22 protein-coding genes, 5 tRNA genes and 1 riboswitch are annotated in these 20,170 nt (G+C 36.1%); of the genes, 7 read left to right on the plus strand and 20 right to left on the minus strand.

What is annotated here, in order from left to right; translation table 11 throughout:
• The first annotated feature begins 32 nt into the window (after positions 1-32).
• Complete coding sequence (locus KE503_RS10650) at positions 33-287, plus strand: hypothetical protein (RefSeq protein WP_212385202.1); 255 nt, start codon at positions 33-35, stop codon at positions 285-287.
• Between the two features lie 150 nt (positions 288-437).
• On the opposite strand, the gene KE503_RS14725 is transcribed toward KE503_RS10650, so the two are convergent.
• Complete coding sequence (locus KE503_RS14725; RefSeq protein ID WP_283093077.1) at positions 438-560, minus strand: hypothetical protein; 123 nt, start codon at positions 558-560, stop codon at positions 438-440.
• The gene (locus KE503_RS10655) at positions 560-757 is read right to left on the minus strand and encodes a helix-turn-helix domain-containing protein (protein ID WP_212385203.1); all 198 of its coding nucleotides are present in this window, start codon (positions 755-757) and stop codon (positions 560-562) included. The genes KE503_RS14725 and KE503_RS10655 overlap by 1 nt, the downstream gene beginning before the upstream one ends.
• A 235-nt stretch (positions 758-992) precedes the next feature.
• On the opposite strand from KE503_RS10655, the gene KE503_RS10660 reads away from it, so the two are divergent.
• The 4 genes from KE503_RS10660 to KE503_RS10675 all read left to right on the plus strand — a co-directional run bounded on the left by KE503_RS10660 (position 993) and on the right by KE503_RS10675 (position 4,652).
• The gene (locus KE503_RS10660; RefSeq protein WP_212385204.1) at positions 993-1,370 is read left to right on the plus strand and encodes a helix-turn-helix domain-containing protein; all 378 of its coding nucleotides are present in this window, start codon (positions 993-995) and stop codon (positions 1,368-1,370) included.
• Between the two features lie 17 nt (positions 1,371-1,387).
• The gene (locus KE503_RS10665) at positions 1,388-1,822 is read left to right on the plus strand and encodes an ImmA/IrrE family metallo-endopeptidase (protein ID WP_212385205.1); all 435 of its coding nucleotides are present in this window, start codon (positions 1,388-1,390) and stop codon (positions 1,820-1,822) included.
• 398 nt (positions 1,823-2,220) lie between these two features.
• The gene (locus tag KE503_RS10670) at positions 2,221-3,036 is read left to right on the plus strand and encodes a hypothetical protein (RefSeq protein ID WP_212385206.1); all 816 of its coding nucleotides are present in this window, start codon (positions 2,221-2,223) and stop codon (positions 3,034-3,036) included.
• Between the two features lie 437 nt (positions 3,037-3,473).
• On the plus strand, positions 3,474-4,652 hold the full coding sequence (locus KE503_RS10675; RefSeq protein WP_212385207.1) for a tyrosine-type recombinase/integrase: 1,179 nt from the start codon (positions 3,474-3,476) through the stop codon (positions 4,650-4,652).
• Between the two features lie 175 nt (positions 4,653-4,827).
• Here KE503_RS10675 and KE503_RS10680 read toward each other — a convergent pair.
• The 7 genes from KE503_RS10680 to pcrA form a co-directional block, all read right to left on the minus strand.
• Positions 4,828-4,900 (minus strand) — tRNA-Lys (locus KE503_RS10680).
• 48 nt (positions 4,901-4,948) lie between these two features.
• Positions 4,949-5,022 (minus strand) — tRNA-His (locus KE503_RS10685).
• A gap of 40 nt (positions 5,023-5,062) precedes the next feature.
• Positions 5,063-5,136, minus strand: a tRNA-Arg gene (locus KE503_RS10690).
• Positions 5,137-5,141: 5 nt separating this feature from the next.
• Positions 5,142-5,212, minus strand: a tRNA-Gly gene (locus KE503_RS10695).
• A gap of 6 nt (positions 5,213-5,218) precedes the next feature.
• Positions 5,219-5,293, minus strand: a tRNA-Pro gene (locus tag KE503_RS10700).
• Positions 5,294-5,597: 304 nt separating this feature from the next.
• The gene (locus tag KE503_RS10705; RefSeq protein WP_022375670.1) at positions 5,598-5,867 is read right to left on the minus strand and encodes a hypothetical protein; all 270 of its coding nucleotides are present in this window, start codon (positions 5,865-5,867) and stop codon (positions 5,598-5,600) included.
• Between the two features lie 76 nt (positions 5,868-5,943).
• Positions 5,944-8,145 (minus strand): DNA helicase PcrA, encoded by a 2,202-nt coding sequence (gene pcrA / locus KE503_RS10710; protein WP_055197435.1) that lies wholly within the window; start codon positions 8,143-8,145, stop codon positions 5,944-5,946.
• Between the two features lie 142 nt (positions 8,146-8,287).
• Here pcrA and KE503_RS10715 point away from each other — a divergent pair, with 142 nt between their 5' ends.
• On the plus strand, positions 8,288-8,905 hold the full coding sequence (locus KE503_RS10715) for a DUF1836 domain-containing protein (RefSeq protein ID WP_022375668.1): 618 nt from the start codon (positions 8,288-8,290) through the stop codon (positions 8,903-8,905).
• Between the two features lie 8 nt (positions 8,906-8,913).
• Here the strand turns inward: KE503_RS10715 and KE503_RS10720 are convergent, their stop codons facing one another.
• Entirely contained in the window at positions 8,914-9,201 is a 288-nt protein-coding gene (locus tag KE503_RS10720; RefSeq protein WP_015530549.1) for a YerC/YecD family TrpR-related protein, read from the minus strand.
• 74 nt (positions 9,202-9,275) lie between these two features.
• Entirely contained in the window at positions 9,276-10,703 is a 1,428-nt protein-coding gene (locus tag KE503_RS10725; protein WP_022375667.1) for an alanine/glycine:cation symporter family protein, read from the minus strand.
• 120 nt (positions 10,704-10,823) lie between these two features.
• Positions 10,824-10,919: riboswitch (glycine riboswitch) on the minus strand.
• A 271-nt stretch (positions 10,920-11,190) separates the two neighbouring features.
• Here KE503_RS10725 and KE503_RS10730 point away from each other — a divergent pair.
• A complete protein-coding gene (locus KE503_RS10730) occupies positions 11,191-12,558 on the plus strand; it encodes a sodium-dependent transporter (protein WP_022375666.1) in 1,368 nt (455 codons plus the stop codon).
• Positions 12,559-12,595: 37 nt separating this feature from the next.
• Here KE503_RS10730 and purD read toward each other — a convergent pair whose 3' ends face one another.
• From purD to KE503_RS10775, 9 genes are all read right to left on the minus strand, one after another.
• Positions 12,596-13,867: a phosphoribosylamine--glycine ligase gene (gene purD, locus KE503_RS10735; RefSeq protein ID WP_212385208.1), complete on the minus strand. Its 1,272-nt coding sequence runs from the start codon at positions 13,865-13,867 to the stop codon at positions 12,596-12,598.
• A gap of 33 nt (positions 13,868-13,900) precedes the next feature.
• Positions 13,901-14,524, minus strand: a complete 624-nt coding sequence (purN, locus tag KE503_RS10740; RefSeq protein ID WP_022375664.1) for a phosphoribosylglycinamide formyltransferase — start codon at positions 14,522-14,524, stop codon at positions 13,901-13,903.
• Complete coding sequence (purM, locus tag KE503_RS10745) at positions 14,518-15,543, minus strand: phosphoribosylformylglycinamidine cyclo-ligase (protein ID WP_022375663.1); 1,026 nt, start codon at positions 15,541-15,543, stop codon at positions 14,518-14,520. The genes purN and purM overlap by 7 nt, the downstream gene beginning before the upstream one ends.
• A 60-nt stretch (positions 15,544-15,603) precedes the next feature.
• Positions 15,604-16,107, minus strand: a complete 504-nt coding sequence (gene purE / locus KE503_RS10750; protein ID WP_022375662.1) for a 5-(carboxyamino)imidazole ribonucleotide mutase — start codon at positions 16,105-16,107, stop codon at positions 15,604-15,606.
• A gap of 78 nt (positions 16,108-16,185) precedes the next feature.
• The gene (locus KE503_RS10755) at positions 16,186-18,189 is read right to left on the minus strand and encodes an aminopeptidase (protein ID WP_055197533.1); all 2,004 of its coding nucleotides are present in this window, start codon (positions 18,187-18,189) and stop codon (positions 16,186-16,188) included.
• A 31-nt stretch (positions 18,190-18,220) separates the two neighbouring features.
• Positions 18,221-18,559 carry a hypothetical protein gene (locus KE503_RS10760; protein WP_022375660.1) on the minus strand — a complete coding sequence of 113 codons (339 nt, stop codon included), beginning with the start codon at positions 18,557-18,559 and terminating at the stop codon, positions 18,221-18,223.
• Positions 18,556-19,041 (minus strand): VanZ family protein, encoded by a 486-nt coding sequence (locus KE503_RS10765; RefSeq protein ID WP_055197416.1) that lies wholly within the window; start codon positions 19,039-19,041, stop codon positions 18,556-18,558. The genes KE503_RS10760 and KE503_RS10765 overlap by 4 nt, the downstream gene beginning before the upstream one ends.
• A 2-nt stretch (positions 19,042-19,043) precedes the next feature.
• The gene (gene pyrE, locus KE503_RS10770; protein ID WP_022375658.1) at positions 19,044-19,727 is read right to left on the minus strand and encodes an orotate phosphoribosyltransferase; all 684 of its coding nucleotides are present in this window, start codon (positions 19,725-19,727) and stop codon (positions 19,044-19,046) included.
• 24 nt (positions 19,728-19,751) lie between these two features.
• On the minus strand, positions 19,752-20,168 hold the full coding sequence (locus tag KE503_RS10775) for a CBS domain-containing protein (RefSeq protein ID WP_022375657.1): 417 nt from the start codon (positions 20,166-20,168) through the stop codon (positions 19,752-19,754).
• Positions 20,169-20,170: the final 2 nt, after the last annotated feature.

Below are 20,170 nucleotides of genomic sequence, written 5' to 3' on the forward strand. Positions count from 1 at the left end.
TTCTGTGTTATAATCTCCTTAGGAGGTATACTATGTCTAAAAATCCTTTACCGCATCTTGATAAACCAGATGAAGAAACCATTGATAAAATGAAATCTTCTGACTATTCCAAAAATCAAAAGGTTCAAGATGAAATTTTAAAATTTTTAGAAAATGATAAACAGCTTATCAAAGCAATTCGTAAAGAATGGTTATGGACTAAAGGTATGGTCCTTATCAATACTGCTTTAGCTTTTATTTCTGTTGTCATTGCTTTTATTTCGCTATTAGTAGATATACATAAATAGCAAGCATTACTATCATCAAAATCAATGTAGCAAGCTTTATGAAGAAGAGAGTTCTTAAAAACATTAAGTCTCTCTTTTTTTGTTTTCTCGTCCTACCGTAATTTAGGTAGTAAAACAAATCGTCAAAATTCATATACACCCTCTTTTCTGCTACCTTACAAGTTTCTTCCCTGTGTTGTTCATGCTGTCCTTGATTTCATCTACTCTTTTTTCAAGGACGGCTACTCTCTTTGATAGCTTTCTCATTTTCTTTTTCATTTTCTTTTTCTTCACTACTCATCCACCTCTCCTATTAATTCATCAACGTTGACATCTAATGCCTTTGCTACATTGCACACCTTTTCAAACGATGGACTAATTTTGTCCCATTTTGAAATACTACCTGTTGCAATTTTTGTATCTTTTTCCAGTTGATTAAGTGAGATTCCTTTTTTCTTGGCAATTTCTTTAACTTTCGTGCCGACTAACATATTTTTACACTCCTTTCTTTCTTTTATTGTTCTGAAAATATCACAAAATAATATTGACTTAGTTCTGAATATATTCTATAATCTAATTACCACAAAAAATTAAAAAACTATTCAAGCAAACTGCCTCGCTATTGTTTTGCGATTTTTTCAGAAGCTATATCTTAATTATATGCGATTTTTTCAGTTTGTCAATAGTTTTTTGCGATTTTTTCAGAACTTTGTGAAAGGAGCAAGCATGGACATGAAAGAACGCATCCGACACCTATGTAAAATCAATCATGTATCTATGAACAGGGTTGAGGGAGACTTGGGTTTTGGAAAAGGCTATTTAAGCAAACTCGGCACTTCTAAACCAAATGCCGAAAAATTGAAAAAAATAGCTGACTATTTTAATGTGTCATTGGATTTTATAATGACTGGAAAGGAGGAAAATGAAGAAAAAAATCAAAGAATAGACATCAAAGATGAACTAGAGAGAATGAGAGATTTACTTAAAAACAGAACTAGACACCCTATCTACTACGATGGGGAAAAACTTGACGATGAATCTCTTGACGCAATATTAGCTCAATATGAAATGTCACTTATATATCTTAAACAGAAAAATAAGTGAAGAAAGGATATGAATGTATGAATCATAATCAAATTAAATCTATTGTATACAATTTGATTAAAAAATACGAAACCAGAAACCCCGTTAGGCTTGCAAAAGAATTAGACATAATCATCCAGATCGGGGACTTAAAAAAAATATCTGGTTGCTATTTAAAGATTCACGAAAGAGATTTTATTTACATAAACGAAAAATTATTAGACAACGAAAAAAAGTATTACGAGGTCTTAGCTCATGCGTTAGGTCATGCGGTCCTGCACAAAGAAGATTTTTATTTCTTCTCATTTGGCAAGAACTGTTATGAGAACTCTATCGAACAAGAAGCACAGACATTTGCTTCTGAACTTTTGATACCAGACGAAGTGATACTTGAACACAAAGATTATACAAAAGAGCAACTTGCAATGCTGACAGGATACACCCCACAGCTAATTGCATTTAAACAGCTCTAAACTTTTTCTTTTTTTGTTTTATTTTTTTCTTTTTAATTAAATATAAATATATTATTTATTATAATACTATATAGGTTATATATAACTATAGTCTTTAGATACTATAGTTATATATAAGAAAATAAAAATACACCATAAAACGTGATTTGTCAACCATAAAATAAAATATTTTTTTGCATAGTGCTGAAAACCGCATAAATACGTGGTTTTTGAGATTTTCAGAAGTAAAAAACATACCTTGATGGTGTTTTGATGGGGATTTGTTGGGTATTTGTTGGGGATTCTACTATGTAAAAAGTCCTACAAACCGCATAAAACCGTGGTTTCTTGATGGGGATTTGTTGGGGATTGTGGTTGGTATGTTGCCTGTTACACATTAACAAAAGGAGGGATTTTACATGGCATTAATAACTTGTACAGAATGTGGAAAAGAGTTCTCCGAAAAAGCTCCTGCGTGTCCTAACTGCGGATGCCCTACAGAGGAAATCTTAAAAGAATTAACTACTGTTTCTACTGCTGATAATGAAGTTCCGCAGTATGAAATTGATGAAAAAACGATAGAAATTGCTATAGAAAAAGGTATTATTAATGAACCTAGTGATTTAATTATCACAGCAGGCAAATATACAGATAGCGGTTTTCTTTCTACACTAACGCATATACTTTATGTGGCAAAAGACAGCTTTTATTTATGCCGTTTTGATAAGGCAGAAGAGAACCCAAAAGAGGATATTATCGTCAAATTGGATTATACAAAAGATGCTATTAATCAGTTTACATACGATTATGAAATGCGTAAATTTAACGGTAATTTTGGATTTAATGCAAGCAAGATTAAAGCGGATAAAGACAGGTCTAGGGATGCTTACTATGAGATTTTGAAAAAGGTAGACAGCCAAAAAGCCGAAGAATTTTATAAGATTTTTTATCTTGATGCACCTTATTGTCCTAAATGTCACAGCCTAAACATAGGATATGAGTTTGTGCAGGATTCCGCTAAAACTAAAGGAAAATCAGAAGTAAGAAAGAAAAGTGTTGTGACTCGTGCAGGTAACAGTTTAGGTCGTAAAGCCATGATCGGCATGACCTTTGGTGCATGGGCATTAACACCTAAGAAATCTAAATACAAAGAAACAAAGAAATCCAAGACAGACATTAACAGTAAACAAATGGCAATTTGTCAAGACTGCGGTAAATCTTGGGAAGTTAAATAACAATAAAAAAAGACCGCACCCACAGCCCATGGGTACAGTCTCCAAAAACAATTGGTGCTGTTTTTGATAAGAAAGTTTCGCCAATTACTATTGTATCATTAACAGCACGGTCATGCAAGGGTGTAAAAAAAGAGCTACCGCAGAAAGGCAGAAATCACGGTAGCCCTTTTATAAAGAATTTGTAAGACACATATTATACATTTTATACATTTATATTGTATCATTAACAGCTTATAATTTCAACAGCATAAAAAAAGAGCCACCGTTAGAAGACTAAAAAGAAACGGCAACTCTTTTCCATAACATCGTAAAATTTTAATATAGAAAATTCCATATCTATTGTAACACACCTATATTATTTTTCAAGATTCTAAAAAAACTACTCTTGCATGGCTGTTATTTTTGTACCCATTTTTAATTAACAAAGGAGTGATACAATGGCAACAGCTAAGTTTAAAAAAGGAAAAGATGGTTACTATTCTACCAACGTGTGGGATGGTACATACAAGGATAACGGTAAAAAACGATACAAACACCTGCGGTCCAAGAAAAGCTCTAAAGATTTAGAAAGAATCGTAAAGGAGTTTGAGCAACTAAGGGACCAACGGCAGGCAATGATTGACTCTGATATACTATTTATTGATTATGCCAGACAATGGAAAGTCTTATATAAAGAATCTAACAGAGCTAACAATACAAATAAAATGTACGACAATGTAATTAACGTCCATTTTGACAGCGTTAAATACATTAAGCTACAAGATGTACAGCGAAGCCACTTACAATTGATTCTGAACGGTGCTAAAGGCAAACCGCGGACACAACAACAAATAGTTATGACATTTAAGCAGGTCCTGCACTCTGCTGTTTGCGATCGCATTTATTCCGCACAATCATTTGCAGATATATTTGACAACTTTGAATCTATAAGTTACAAAGCAAAAGAAAAACGCCCATTGACACCAGACGAACAGAGAGCCGTTTTTAAGGCAGATTTTAATTTAATGGATAAAATATATGTCTATATCATTTACGGCTGTGGATTGCGGTGTGGAGAAGCCTTAGCACTAACAGAAGCGGACTTTGACTTAAAAGCACATACAGTATCTATCGACAAATCACACGACATATCAGACAACATACCAAAGAAAAAAACAGTAAAAAACATACAGAACGGAGAAAGAACGTTACCGTTACCAGATAACGTATTTGATACAATCTCTAGTTACATAAAACAACTTAGAAAAGATGGTAGGAAATACTTATTCATAAATCGTGATTACAAGCCTATGACAAAATCTGGTTTCCGCAGGATGTGGGGGAGAATCATAAAAGCAATGCAGGCGGTCAGTGAAAGTCCTATCGAAGATTTAACAAGTCACATCTTCCGTCACAATTACTGCACAAACTTATGCTACCAGTTCCCTAAGATTAGCATAAAGATGATTGCAAGGCTTGTAGGGGATTCTGAAAAGGTCGTTCTGGAAGTATACAATCACTTAATGTTAGAAAAAGAAGATAGCATATCCGCTGTAAACGATGCTTTAAATTTGGAACAAAAAGTGGAACAACCTATGGAACGAGAAATGGAACAACTAAATGAAATGGTATCTTAGATTTTTGGAACATAGATGGAACATTGGAACACGGATGGAACAAATACTTTCCTAAACTTTAGATACTTTCGGTTACTTTTAAGGGTGTGATTTTTAAACAGGTCATACCCTTAAAAACCGCATAAATACAAGAAAAGCACGGATTCAAGCCATTTCTGGCATCCGTGCTTTTTAGTGAGCGTGCGGGGATTCGAACCCCGGACAACTTGATTAAAAGTCAAGTGCTCTACCACCTGAGCTACACACCCTTATATAATTTTATTATTATTTTGCATATCTTATGAACAAAATAATAGGGTGGGTAATGGGATTCGAACCCACGGCCTCCAGAGCCACAATCTGGCGCGCTAACCAGCTGCGCTATACCCACCATATATTCTTGCTGCTCATCCAAACAACAAATAATAAAACGAGCCTGAAGGGATTCGAACCCCCGACCCACGGCTTAGAAGGCCGTTGCTCTATCCAACTGAGCTACAGACTCATAAAAGCGGGTGATGGGAATCGAACCCACGTGATCAGCTTGGAAGGCTGGAGTTCTACCATTGAACTACACCCGCTTACAGTCGGGGTGACAGGATTCGAACCTGCGACCTCTTGATCCCAAATCAAGCGCTCTAGCCAAGCTGAGCCACACCCCGTAAGTGCTTGTCTGTTTTGTTATTTCCTCAACAGCAAGATTTATTATATAGAATCACTTCATAAATGTCAACAACTTTTTTCAAGTTTTTTTATTTTTTCTTTATATTTTCTCGCAAACCTCCTGTTTATGCGGTTTTTCGCCCTATATTTTTTTACTTTTTGATGTTATATTTCTAACCTGTTTTACATTTTGTATCATCTTTATCACAAATTGTATCAAAAAAAGAACACCTAAAAATTAGGTGTTCTTCAAAAATTTCAGTTCTTATCTGTGATCAGATATTCGCCTTTAGAAAGGAAATCTTACTCTACTTCCTCGATATCTTCTTCTTTCACATCCGTATCATCTTCATCATCGAAGAAATCATCATCAAAATCATCATCAAAGTCTTCATCAAAATCATCCATATAATCTGGTGCCAGGTATTTGTATACCGCAAATGCGATTCCTGCAACTGCTGCAATAGCTCCGATAATTGCTAATACCCAGACGATTTTGTTATCTTCTTTTTCTTTCTTTGTAATGATGTCTGAAACTTTTGCCATTTCTAAAAGATCGCTTAATTTTTCCATGCCGTTTCCTTCCTTTCTTGTGTGTTTTCTTTATTATATCACTTCTGACTATATTTTACTAACTTTTTCATTCATTTTATTCGACTTTTTTTAACTTTGCAAAGGAAGCGAACATTTTTTTCACGCCAACTTTCTCAAAGTCGACAGTTACCTCATAATCACGTCCTCCTGGTACGATTTCCAGCACTTTCCCTTTTCCAAATTTTATATGTTTTACCATATCTCCGACACTATAAGATAAAGTATCCATTTTGGTCGAAGTAAATGATTTTGCCTGATATGGTTTTCTAAATTTATGTCCACGATTTGCTGAAAATAATGCTTTATCTGGACGTTTTTCTTTTAGATTGATTCCTTTATCTAACTGTAATAACTGTTCAGGGATCTCATCAATAAATCTTGAAACCTTATTAAACTGCGTTCTTCCCTGCATCATTCTGCGTTTTGCCGCACTCAAATAAAGTTTCTTCTTTGCTCTCGTGATTCCTACATAACATAAACGTCGTTCTTCTTCCATGTCATCGTCATTTTCAGACATGACTGTCATATAACTTGGGAAGATTCCATCTTCCATTCCACAAATAAATACATATGGAAATTCCAGACCTTTTGCACTATGTAGTGTCATTAAAACAACTCTGTTATCAGAGTCTTCCAGATTATCAATATCTGCAACTAATGCAATTTCTTCTAATAATTCTGATAAACTTGCTTCTTCTGCCTCTTGTTCATACGTTACCACTTTATTTAAAAGTTCGTTGATATTTTCAATTCTACCTTCTGCTTCTTCTGTTTCTTCCGCCTTCAAATCTGCAATATAGCCCGTTTCTTCTGTGATATATTTAAATAACTCTTCCAGAGAGCCTTCTTCCATCTTACGACGGAAATCCCGGATCAAATCTGCAAACCCATTAATCTTCTTCTTTGCATTTCCAAGAGTTTCAATATGGTCTGCCGAAAAACATGCATCTAAGAAACTGATATTATGTTCTACAGCATAGACATTGATCTTTTCAATCGTTGCCGCTCCAATTCCTCGTCTTGGAACATTGATGATTCTTCGCACTGCCAGATCATCCAGACCATTATCAACTACTTTTAAGTAACTTAAAATATCTTTGACTTCTTTTCTCTGATAGAAGTTTGTACCACCAACAATACGATATGGAATATTCTTGATCATAAAACTTTCTTCAAATACACGAGACTGTGCGTTTGTGCGGTAAAGAATCGCCATATTTTTATAATCATAACCTTCATTTGATAAAGCTTCTATTTTGTCAATGATCTGTCGTGCTTCTTCATATTCTGTTCCATACTGATGAAATTCGATCAAATCCCCCTCTTCATTTTCTGTCCAAAGCTTCTTTGCTTTTCTTCCTTTATTATGTTTGATCACTTCATTGGCCGCATTTAAGATATTCTTTGTTGAACGATAATTTTGCTCCAGTTTTATTGTTACTGCTTCTGGAAATACATTTTCAAAATTTAAGATATTCTTTACATTGGCACCTCTGAATTTGTAAATGGACTGATCATCATCACCTACAACACAGAGATTGTGATATTTTCTTGCAAGCATACTGACTAACTGAAACTGAATCGTATTTGTATCCTGATACTCATCAACCATAATATAACGGAATCTCTCCTGATAATAATCAAGCACTTCTGGATGGAACTGGAATAGTTCCACGGTCTTAAAGATCAGATCATCAAAATCCAGTGCATTGTTTGCTTTTAACTGTCTTTGATATTCTTTATAAATCTGTGCAATCTTTTTCTTCTTAAAATCATACTGATGTCTTGTCTCATACTCAGAAGGTGTCATAAATTCATCTTTGGCAGAAGAAATCTCATTAATGATCTTTCTTTCCGGCATCATCTTTGTATCGATCTTATACTGCTTACAGATCTGTTTGATCAGAGATTTCTGATCGTCTGCATCGTAAATCGTAAAGCTATTTCCATAACCAAGCTTATCGATATGACGTCTTAATATTCTTACACAAGTAGAATGAAAAGTACTGACCCAGATATGTTCCGCTCCATATCCAACTAGGTCATCCACCCTCTCCCTCATTTCCTTCGCTGCTTTATTTGTAAACGTAATCGCCATGATATGATAAGGATTCACGCCCTGATCCATCAGATAAGCAATTCTATGCGTCAAAACACGAGTCTTCCCAGACCCCGCACCAGCAAGAAGCAAAAGCGGTCCCTCCGTACAAAATACGGCTTCCTGCTGCTGTTCATTCAATGTATCATAAATTCCCATAAATAAATTCCTTTCCTTAAAACTGTAAGAGATATTATACCTTATCGAGCGAAGCGAGTCCAGTCCGATGGACTATGCATTTTCTCTTGTCATCTGGTTTAAATAACCGTATAATATAGTCATAAGATAAGGAGAAATCATTATGGAATTTGAAAAACAACTCGAAGAATGGATGAAACTTGATTATGTGCTTCCAGAAGACCTTCCAAACATCGAATTGTATATGGATCAGGTCACCACTTTTTTGGAAGAACAATTAAAGAATACAAAACGTTTTGAAGAAGATAAGATCTTTACAAAAACCATGATCAATAACTATACAAAGAATCATCTTCTTCCACCTTCTAATAAGAAGAAATACTCAAGAAATCATATGATTCTTTTGATTTATATTTATTATTTGAAGAACTTTTTATCAATTTCTGATATCAAGAACCTTTTGGATCCTTTGAATGAACATTTTGAAGACAGTGATATGAAACCTTCTTTTTATCAGATTTATGATGAAATTTTCCATCTGGAACATAATCATAACAGTTCGATCAAAAAATCTATCACCGAAGCTTTTAATAAAGCAGCTAATACCTTCTCTGATCTTGAAGATTCCAATGAGAAAGAAAAACTTCAGCAATTTGCTTTTATTACTTTGCTCGGTTATGATATCTATTTGCGAAAACAGATGATTGAGAAAATGATCGACCAATTATACCAGCCTGTACAATCAGAAAAAAAAGATAAAAAAGCAAAAAAGAAGAAATAGGCATCTGCCTATTTCTTCATTCGTTTAAATACCATATCATAGCCATCACTCCCATAATTCAGTGAACGATTCACTCGGCTGATGGTTGCCGTGGAAGCACCTGTCTTATCTGCAACTTCTAAGTATGTATGCTTATCATATAACATAGATGCCACTTCAAATCTCTGAGCTAACGATTCTAATTCATTTACCGTACAAAGATCTTCGAAAAATGTAAAACATTCTTCTTCTGTTTCTAATGTCAGTACTGCCTGAAATAATCTTTTTGCCGCTTCTGTCTTGATTTTCTTGCTCATTAGCACTTACTCCCTTTCTGATCTTATAGTTCCACTATACTATATCAGAGTGCTAAAGTAAAGTAATATTTTCTTTATGCTTCGTCGACTGCTGTCTTCATGATGCCAATTCTTTCAAGATATCCTCTTGTCTCAGATACAACTTCTCCATTTAACGCAAGCAATGCTACAAGGTTCGGGAATGCCATTAAACCATTACAAATATCCGCAATCGTCCATACTGCACTGACAGTCATAAATGGTCCGATAAATACTGCCAAAATATACAACCATTTGAATACTGTGATCACGAATTTCTTTCCATTTACCAGATATTCTAAGCACCTTTCGCTATAGTATGCCCATCCAAGAATTGTAGTAAATGCAAAGAACACCAGACACATCATTAATATAAATGCTGATACTTTGGCTGGAAATGGAAGTCCTAATGCAAATGCTTTAGTTGTAACTGCGACGCCTTCAAGTCCCATATCCCATGCACCTGTCATAACGATTGCAAGTCCTGTCATTGTACATACGATAATTGTGTCAATAAATGTTCCTGTCATAGAAACAAGACCCTGACGTACTGGTTCATTTGTCTGTGCTGCTGCCGCTGCGATCGGTGCTGATCCAAGTCCTGCTTCATTAGAGAAGATTCCTCGTGCAATACCTTTCTGCATTGCAACTGTCATAGCTCCGATTGCTCCACCTGCTGCTGCCTTTAATCCAAATGCTGACTGTATGATCTGACCAAATGCTACTGGCACCTGTGGTAAATGTGTCAGCACAATAAGCAGACAAACACCGATATATGTCACAGCCATAAATGGTACAATGATTTCTGATACTTTAGAAATTCTCTTGATTCCTCCAATAATAACAAGTCCTGCACAAACTGTTACGATAATTCCAGCTACAACAACACTGATAGAATAGTTCATTCCAAATAAGCTGATCGTATGTACATTGGATGAATCAAAGAAGTTATTCACTGCTGATGTGATTCCGTTCACCTGTGTAAATGTTCCGATTCCGAATAAACCTACCATTGTTCCAAAAATACAGAATAATTTTGCAAGCCATTTAAAGTTTTTACCCATTCCTTTTTCAATGTAATAGAACGGACCACCCAGTGCGTGACCATCTTCTGCGATCACTCTGTATTTGACTGCTAACATTCCTTCAGCATATTTTGTTGCCATTCCGAAAAATGCTGCCAGCCACATCCAGAATAACGCTCCTGGTCCACCTGCGACAATCGCTGTTGCACATCCTACGATATTACCAGTTCCGATCGTTGCTGAAAGCGCTGTACATAATGCTCCAAAACTCGTAACTTCTCCTTCACCATCATCTTCATTATGAAATACATAATGAAGTGCCTTCCCAAGATGTCTAACCTGCAATCCTCGAAGTCTGACTGTCAATAAGATACCTGTAAAAAGGATCAAAATGATCAGTGGCATACCCCAGATAAAATTGTCAACGTTGTTTAATACATCGTTTAGCGTGTTTAACATTTTTCATTCCTCCAAAAGTAAATCTTTGCGAATGTAACCTTGAACAGCTTGATTTTTGTATATCTGAATATACAAAAAAGAGCTGATAAAATCAGCTCTAAAGAGTATCGAATACATTGCTTATAAAGCTCTGTCCTTTTGCCTGAGAGATTAGTTCCCTATTTGAAAACTGTACACCTTCGGCGCTCACTTATGAGACTCTCCAGAGTTTCTTTCTTTTTGTTCATCAGAAAGAAATATCTATGTTTATTTTTCTTATCCGCAATATTTACTTTATATGATGATTCTGATATTTGCAAGTATTTTTTTTAATAATCTGACACTTTCGGCATATTATACAAAAACATTTGTCTTTCTACGGCATACATGTGCAATATTTTTCACAAGATTTTTTATAAGTTTCTTTACTTTTTTCCTGTTGCTGTGTTAAACTGATTCAGATACGCTCAATGCGTATGCAAACATTATTTAAAGGAGATAATTTATAATGAACAAACACAAAAGAAGCACTTTCTCCGGAAAGCTTGGCTTTGTCTTATCGGCCGCTGGTGCTTCCGTAGGACTTGGAAATATCTGGAGATTTCCATATCTTGCTGCAAAGTATGGTGGCGGAATCTTTTTACTTATTTATATCATACTGGCATTAACCTTCGGTTACACTTTGATCATGGCGGAGACTTCTCTTGGACGTATGACAAGGAAAAGTCCTGTTGGAGCATTTGGAAACTTTGGAAAATCTCGTTTTATATCCCTTGGCGGATGGATCAATGCGATCATTCCAATCCTTATTGTTCCTTATTATTCTGTCATTGGCGGATGGGTCATCAAATACCTGATCGAGTATTTTTCTGGACATAGCAAAGCTTTAGCTGGTGATACTTATTTCACAAGTTTTATTTCCAATGGGATTTCCACCGAAATCTGCTTTTTGATCTTTACATTATTTACTCTTGGAATTATTTATGCTGGTGTCCGCAATGGAATCGAACGCGTTTCCAAATTCATGATGCCAATCCTAATCGTTTTATCATTGATCATCGCAGTTTATTCCGTAACAAGACCCGGTGCCATAGAAGGTGTTAAATATTTTCTTGTGCCGAACTTTGAGCATTTTTCATGGATGACGGTGGTATCTGCCATGGGACAGATGTTTTATTCTTTATCAATCGCTATGGGAATTCTGATCACGTTTGGTTCTTATATGAAAAAAGACACTTCCATTGAGAAATCAACAGAAAATGTTGAGATTTTTGATACTGCCATTGCGATCATGGCTGGACTTATGATCATTCCTGCTGTTTTTGCTTTCTCTGGAGGTGATGCAGCAACTTTAAAATCTGGTCCTGCACTGATGTTTATCACAATCCCGAAAGTTTTCGCAAACATGGGATTTGGAACTGCGATCGGTATTGTATTTTTCTTATTAGTACTGTTCGCAGCTGTGACAAGTTCTATTGCACTGACAGAAAGTGCTGTTTCAACATTCGAAGATGAATTGCACTGGAGCCGTAGAAAATCGACTGTTTTTATGGGTGTGATCATGATTCTTCTTGGAACTCTTTCCTGTCTTGGATATGGTCCACTTGCGGATTTTAAGATTCTTGGAATGCAGTTTCTTGATTTCTTTGATTTCATGACAAATTCTGTGATGATGCCAATCGCAGCGATCGCAACATGCCTTCTGGTATCCAAAGTCGTTGGAGTTGATAAATTAGAAAAAGAGATCACAAAGGATGGACAGCCATTTCGTCGTAAGAAGATCTTCTGCTTTATGATCAAATATCTTTGTCCGTTTTTTGCAGCAATCATTTTGATCAGTTCTGTTGCAAATGCATTTGGTATTATTACAATGTAAAAAAGGATGGCCGACGCCATCCTTTTTCTTTATCTTTTTATGCTTCATCGATTGCTTTACCGATATCATTTCTCTTATATTTGTTTGCAAAGTCAATCCATTCTGTTGCTTTGTAAGCATTTGCTCTGGCAGCTTTCAGATCTTCTCCTTTGGCTACAACGCCTAAAACACGTCCTCCGTTTGTCACGATCTTATCACCATCAAACTTTGTTCCCGCATGGAATACATAGTATCCGTCTTTGTCTTTAAATGTGTCTAATCCTTTGATCTCGAATCCTTTATCGTATTTTTCTGGATATCCATCAGATGCTAAGACAACACATACTGCTGCATTATCTTCAAATTCTAATTCTACATCAGATAATTTTCCATCGATACATGCTTCCATCACATCAATGATATCATTCTTCATTCTTGGAAGAACTACCTGTGCTTCTGGATCTCCGAAACGTGCATTGTATTCTAAGACTTTTGGTCCATCTTCTGTGAGCATCAATCCTGTAAATAAGATTCCTGTAAATGGTCTTCCTTCTACTGCCATCGCATCAATCGTTGGCTGGTAAACGTATTTTTCACAGAAATCTTCTACTTCATCGTTATAGAATGGACTTGGTGAGAATGTTCCCATACCACCTGTGTTAAGTCCCTGATCTCCGTCTTTAGCACGTTTATGATCCTGCGCAGATGTCATGCACTTGATCGTTTTTCCGTCACAAAACGCAAGAACAGATACTTCTCTTCCTGTCATAAATTCTTCGATCACAATCTCATTTCCAGCATCACCAAACTGCTTGTCAAGCATTAATGTCTTGACACCTTCTTTGGCTTCTTCTAATGTATTACAGATCAGTACTCCTTTCCCAAGAGCTAATCCATCCGCCTTTAATACGATTGGCATTTTAACTGTCTCTAAATATTTGATTGCTTCATCTGGATCTGTAAAGTTCTCATATGCTGCTGTTGGAATATTATATTTCTTCATCAGATCTTTGGAAAATGCTTTGGAACCTTCGATGATCGCTGCATTCTTTCTAGGGCCAAAGACACGAAGTCCTTCTGCTTCAAATGCATCAACAACACCACCAACTAATGGATCATCCATTCCAATGATTGTAAGGTCGATTGCATTTTCTTTTGCAAATGCAACCAGTTTATCGAATTCCATTGCCCCGATATTCACACATTCTGCGAATTCAGCAATTCCGGCGTTTCCTGGTGCACAAAAAATCTTGTCTACTTTTGGGCTTTTGGCAACAGACCATGCGATCGCGTGTTCTCTTCCACCACTTCCTACGATTAAAACTTTCATCTTTCATTTCCTTTCTTTCGTGATCTGAATGATTTATAGATAAATAACTTTTCCGTCTTCGACTTTGATTCTTCCATTGGCGATATCATCGATAGCTTTTGGCATAATAATCCATTCTGCCTGTTCCATGATTCTACGCTGAAGAACTTCTGGAGTGTCTCCCTGTTTGATCTCTACTGCTTTCTGGGCGATGATCGGACCTGTATCTGTTCCTTCATCAACAAAATGAACGGTGGCACCAGATACTTTAACACCTCTTGCCAGAGCTTTCTCATGAACTTTCAGTCCATAATATCCTGTTCCACAAAATGATGGAATCAGTGATGGGTGGATATTAATGATTCTGTTTTCAAATTCATGAATGATCTTCTCTGGAATCACAACCAGACATCCCGCAAGAACGATCAGATCGATCTTACGGTTTACCAGTTCATTATATAATGCTTCGTTAAATAAATCTCTTGTCTCAAAATCTTTTGGAGAAAGTGCAACTGCTTCAATATCGTGTTTCTTGGCACGCTCCAAGGCATATGCATTCTTATTATTGCTGATCACAACATCAATCTTGGCATTTGTAATACTTCCATTCTCGATTCCGTCAATGATAGCTTGAAGGTTTGTTCCTCCTCCAGAGACAAGCACTGCCACTTTTAGCATAAAGTAACTCCTTTTTCTCCTGCTTCCATATGACCTACGATATATGGTGTATCTCCTGCTGCTTTGATTGCTTCCATTGTCTTATCAACATCTTCTTTATCAACGGCAACAACCATTCCAAGTCCCATGTTGAATGTATTGTACATCATCTCTTCTGCAATATCTCCTTCTTTGGCAAGAAGTTTAAAGATTGCTGGTACTTCATAGCTGTCTTTTTTAACAACTGCTCTCATTCCTTCTGGAAGCATACGTGGGATGTTCTCATAGAATCCACCACCTGTGATATGGCTGCATGCTTTGATTGTAACACCAGCATTTTTCACGCTCTTTAATGCTTTTACATAAATTCTTGTTGGGGCAAGTAACGCTTCCCCTAATGTTTTTCCTAATTCATCATAATATGTATTTAGGGATTCTTTGCTCATGTCAAATACTTTTCTTACTAATGAAAATCCGTTGCTGTGAACTCCTGTAGATGCCATACCGATCAAAACATCTCCATCTTTTAAGTTCTCTCCTGTAATCAGATCTTTTCTGTCACATACACCAACTGCAAATCCTGCAAGATCGTAATCTTCTTCTGGCATAAGTCCCGGATGTTCAGCTGTTTCTCCGCCAATTAGGGCTGCATCAGACTGTACGCATCCTTCTGCTACACCGCTTACGATCTCAGCGATCTTCTCTGGATAGTTCTTACCGCAGGCAATATAGTCTAAGAAGAACAGTGGTTCTCCACCAGCACATGCGATATCATTCACACACATGGCAACAGCATCAATACCGATCGTGTCATGTTTATCAAGGATCATTGCAAGTTTCACTTTTGTTCCACATCCGTCTGTACCTGATAGTAAGACTGGATCATCCATGTCTTTGATCTTCTTTAGTGAAAATGCCCCAGAAAATCCTCCAAGTCCACCAAGTACTTCTTCTCTCATGGTTCTCTTTACATGTTCTTTCATCAGTTCTACAGATTTGTATCCTGCTTCGATATCTACGCCTGCTTTCTTGTAATCCATTGTTACTTATCCTCCTGATTATTTAAAATGTTGATCAATTTCATTATACTGTGACAATTATTACTCATAGTCTTTATATCCAACTTTATCAAGCTTCTCTGCTTTAGCTACAACTGACTGTTTCATCTCTTCGCTGTAAGCTCCTAATTTCTCAAGCAGTGCTTCATCGGATGTTGCAAGGATCTTTGCTGCAAGAATTCCTGCATTCAGTCCACCATTGATCGCTACGGTTGCTACTGGAATTCCAGATGGCATCTGTACGATAGAATATAAAGAATCAACACCACCAAGATCAGATGTCTTCATTGGGATGCCGATAACTGGCATTGGAAACAGAGCTGCACACATTCCTGGAAGATGTGCTGCTTTTCCAGCACCTGCAATGATTACTTTCACTCCACGATCTTTGGCACCTTTGGCCCACTCAAAGAAAATATCAGGTTCTCTGTGGGCGGAAATGATCGTCATTTCAAAATCAATTCCCATCTGATCTAAAAACTCTGCTGCTTTTTTCATGATAGGCATATCAGAATCGCTGCCCATTACAATTGCTACTTTTGCCATGTTTCTTTCTCCTTATCTTATGAAATTAACAATAATATTACCCTTACAGGAATTTATCTTTCTTATCATTGTACTGATTTAGTCGATCTCCGTCAATGGTTCATTTAATGTTTCTGTACCAAAAAGCACAAATTTACCATCTTTTATAAGTAAAATTTCATCCCCTCCAAGAGTGATCGCACAGATCGAATCCAATTCTTCATATGGAATCGTGATATCTGTATGACACTGAAAATACTCTCCTTCTTTGGAGCATTCATTATACTTTGCAACAATTTCTTTTCCATCTGGATTGTGGACTTCTGTCTCTTCACAATGACTATAACATGTATCTCCTACTGCAAAATGAGGTCCCATCTTCTCAACGATCAGAATCGGAAGTTGATATAAAATATCATATTTCTTTGCCATCACATAGGCTGTTGTATTCGTTCCAATCGCAAACTCACCCATTGGAAGCGTATCTCTGTTATATAACAGATTTTCTTTAATAAATGCTTTATTTTCTTTTTCTGTCTCAAAATTTTTGCAAGTGTATTCAGAAATCATTCCGTCTTTAAAAGTAATTTCAAGATCCACAAATTTAAGGTCATTTAAATAAACTTCTCCAACATGCAATACGCCATTGGTTCCTGTTAATTTCGGCGATGTAAATACCTCTCCAACTGGAATGTTCACATCTGCAAGGCAATTTTCAAAATTTGTCTCTTTGGATGGATTACCCATTTCATGCATTGCCACATAAAGGTCTGTTTTATTTTCTCCCTTACCTTTGATGTGGACTTCTACCGCCTGATCCAGCGTGTCGATCAAATGTTGCTGAATCTTTCTGTATTTATCTTTATCCAGTGTATTTACTTTTACCACTTCACGAAAAATCTCTTCAAACCTATCTCCAATCTCTGGAATCGGATATGCTATGATCGTAAAACTTCTCTGTTCTGGTTTGATATACTGGTTCATGATCTCAGATGCTTTGATCTGGAATTCTACAGAAAGCTCCTGCTGTTTCTTGGTTAATTTTAAATTTTCTTCTTTATTCTCAGGTAAAAATGGTGTTTCACCAAATGTTTCCATGCAGGCTGGTCCTGCGAACACATAAGCTTCTTCTTTGTAACGTTCATACGCATTGTGATAACATTCTAACTTATGTTTCATAAATCGATTATCAAAGAAAACTGCCTGATCATATCTATGATCATATTCATACTGTGGGTTTGGAGATGATGAAATATAACCAATCTTATTCAATCCCCGTGTAAGAACAGATTTACCACAGCGATATATGATCGGTGCAAGGCCGATCTCTGCGAATAATCGAACTGCTTCTCTTACAACTGGTTCAAACCCGATCGTATAACGGATATTTACACTTCTTTTTTGGCTCATATCAATATTATTAACGATAAATCCTTCATGAAATCCATCCACATATGTCTTTGCCATTGCTGTAATTTCTTCCCTTGGCAGTTTATTTAAAAACTTCAACATATCAATTTCATTCTTAGAAATATACTCTCCATACTGATATAAAATATCTGGATTGCTTAAATCTGATTCCATCACGATCTTTGTTGCAAAATTCAATTCTGGATCTAATTGTTCTCTCACTCTGTACTCATAAACATCTTCACTGTAATCTCTCATATGATCAAAAATAATATTTTTGATCTGCTGTGGATGTTCTTCCCCTGCCAGAAACAAATTACTGATTTCCAAAAATAATTCATTGTTGATCACTAGATCAAACAGTCTTCCCTCAATAGCATAAATAAATCCACTCCGCATCTCTGTATATAAAAATGAAAAAATCTGTCCATAATCTTTTCCGTATTCCTGTACACAAAATGCTGGATTTCCCAAACTATCTACATATTTCTCTGGTGAAACTTCTTCATACCAAATCTTATTCCACTGTTTCAACTGCTCTAAAGATTTTTCTTTTGTATCATAAATCTCATTTAAAAATAATAATAGATCTGCCATCTTGGAAAAATATGAAGAAAACTGTCTTGTCTTTTCTACATCTTTCTTTAATTCTGATAATGCGATCTTATTTAATTCATGTCTTTCTGATAACATCGTATTCAAGTTCTTTCTTCCTTTCATTTTGTCAGATCATTGTGATAAGTCCGATCACAAAAACAATGATAGAAACTGCTAGTACGATTCCATTGCATACCAAGCCTATGATCTTCCATTTCATTACTGCCGCTGTGTTTTCCATGCTACGCACTCCAAGATACAATCCCAGTGCTGCTAGTGCTGTCAGAATCCATCCGACTGCTCCGCTTAATACTCCACTTGTTCCACCTGTTTTTACAGAACCTAAAAGCAGCAGGTAATATCCCAAAATTCCTGCTGCTCCTAAAACCACGGAAATGATAGATTCCCGCGAAACAATTCTGTCAGATGGACGATACGCAAATGTTTTTCTTCTGTTTCTCTTCATTTTGCCGCCCTCTTTCTGTCATATACATCATATATTGCAACCATGATCCTATACCCAATGTACCCGATCAGTCCTCCAATCGTATTCATTAATAGATCATCGACATCAAAAACCCCTACTTTCATGATCAGCTGGCTTGTTTCGATCAATAAACTGAAGAAAAATGTTGCAAATACTGCACGAAAAAAAGCTTTCTTCTTATTGATCACAATTGGTATCATAAATCCAAATGGACTAAATGCAAAAATATTCCCAAACAGATTCGTTACAACTGCTTCAGTAGATAACAAATGTCTATATCTCCAAAACCGATTGATTTCCTTAAACAACACTAAGTTTACGTGGGAGGTGTCATATCCTGTACTCCTCCCATATCGTTCACTTAATAATACAAAATAAAATATAACTACAATATAAAGATAAAATAATATTTTTACTCCTCGTCTGGCCAACTTCTTTTTCTCAACCGTCACAAGAACCATCCTTAATGTTTTGCGCCATACTGTTCATAGTATGCGTCAATTGCTGCTTTTAATGTATCATCAATCACAACTTTTCCATTACACTCTTTGTTATATAAGCATTCTACAACTTCATCCATATCAACGATCGCTGCTGTATCAAATCCATATAATTCTTTTATTTCATCAAGTGCGCATTTTTCTCCGCCTTTTCCGATTTCCATTCGATTTAAGGATACCATTAATCCAACGATTTCAACATCTGCAGCTCCTTTTACTTTTGGAACTGTTTCTTCCATAGATTTTCCTGATGTTGTAACGTCTTCGATCATGATCACACGATCACCATCTTTTAATTCACTTCCAAGGAAACTTCCCTTGTCTGCTCCGTGATCTTTTACTTCTTTACGATCAGAGCAGTAACGTACTTCTTTTCCATATAATTCACTGTATGCAATCGCAGTGACAACTCCTAATGGAATTCCTTTGTATGCAGGTCCAAATAATACATCAAAGTCATCTCCATATGTACTATGAATTGCTTTTGCATAATATTCCCCAAGTCTCTTTAACTGAGAACCTGTTACATAAGCTCCTGCATTCATAAAAAATGGAGATTTTCTTCCACTCTTTAGTGTAAATTCTCCAAATTTTAATACATCACTTTCTACCATAAATTCAATAAATTCTTTCTTGTACTGTTCCATCTTCTATCGAAACCTCCATATCTTTTAATTCTTTACTTGTTTTCTGTATTCATCGTAATAAAAACGGATCACATCTTTTCTTGTCACGATTCCAATAAATTTCTCCTGATCATCGATAACCGGAACAAAATTCTGGTCTGTGATTACATCGACAAGATCATCCATATCTGTGCTGATCGTCACTGCCTGAATGTTTCTCTTTCTTTTTACATCTGGAAGTTTGATTTTCTCAGCTTCTGATATATTCCAGTGACACATAGATTCCATGGCACGTAATACATCACCTTCTGTGATCGTTCCTGCATATTTCCCATCATCGGTTAATGTCGGCACCGCCGAATATCCGTGATATTTTAGTTTTTCAAATGCCTGCCTCAAACTTTCATTGGCAGGAATATATGCAACCTCGCTTTTCGGAGTCAGGAAAAATAAAATATTCATAC

This window comes from Anaerostipes sp. Marseille-Q3525 (assembly GCF_018223505.1).
Classification (GTDB): Bacteria; Bacillota; Clostridia; order Lachnospirales; family Lachnospiraceae; genus Anaerostipes; species Anaerostipes amylophilus.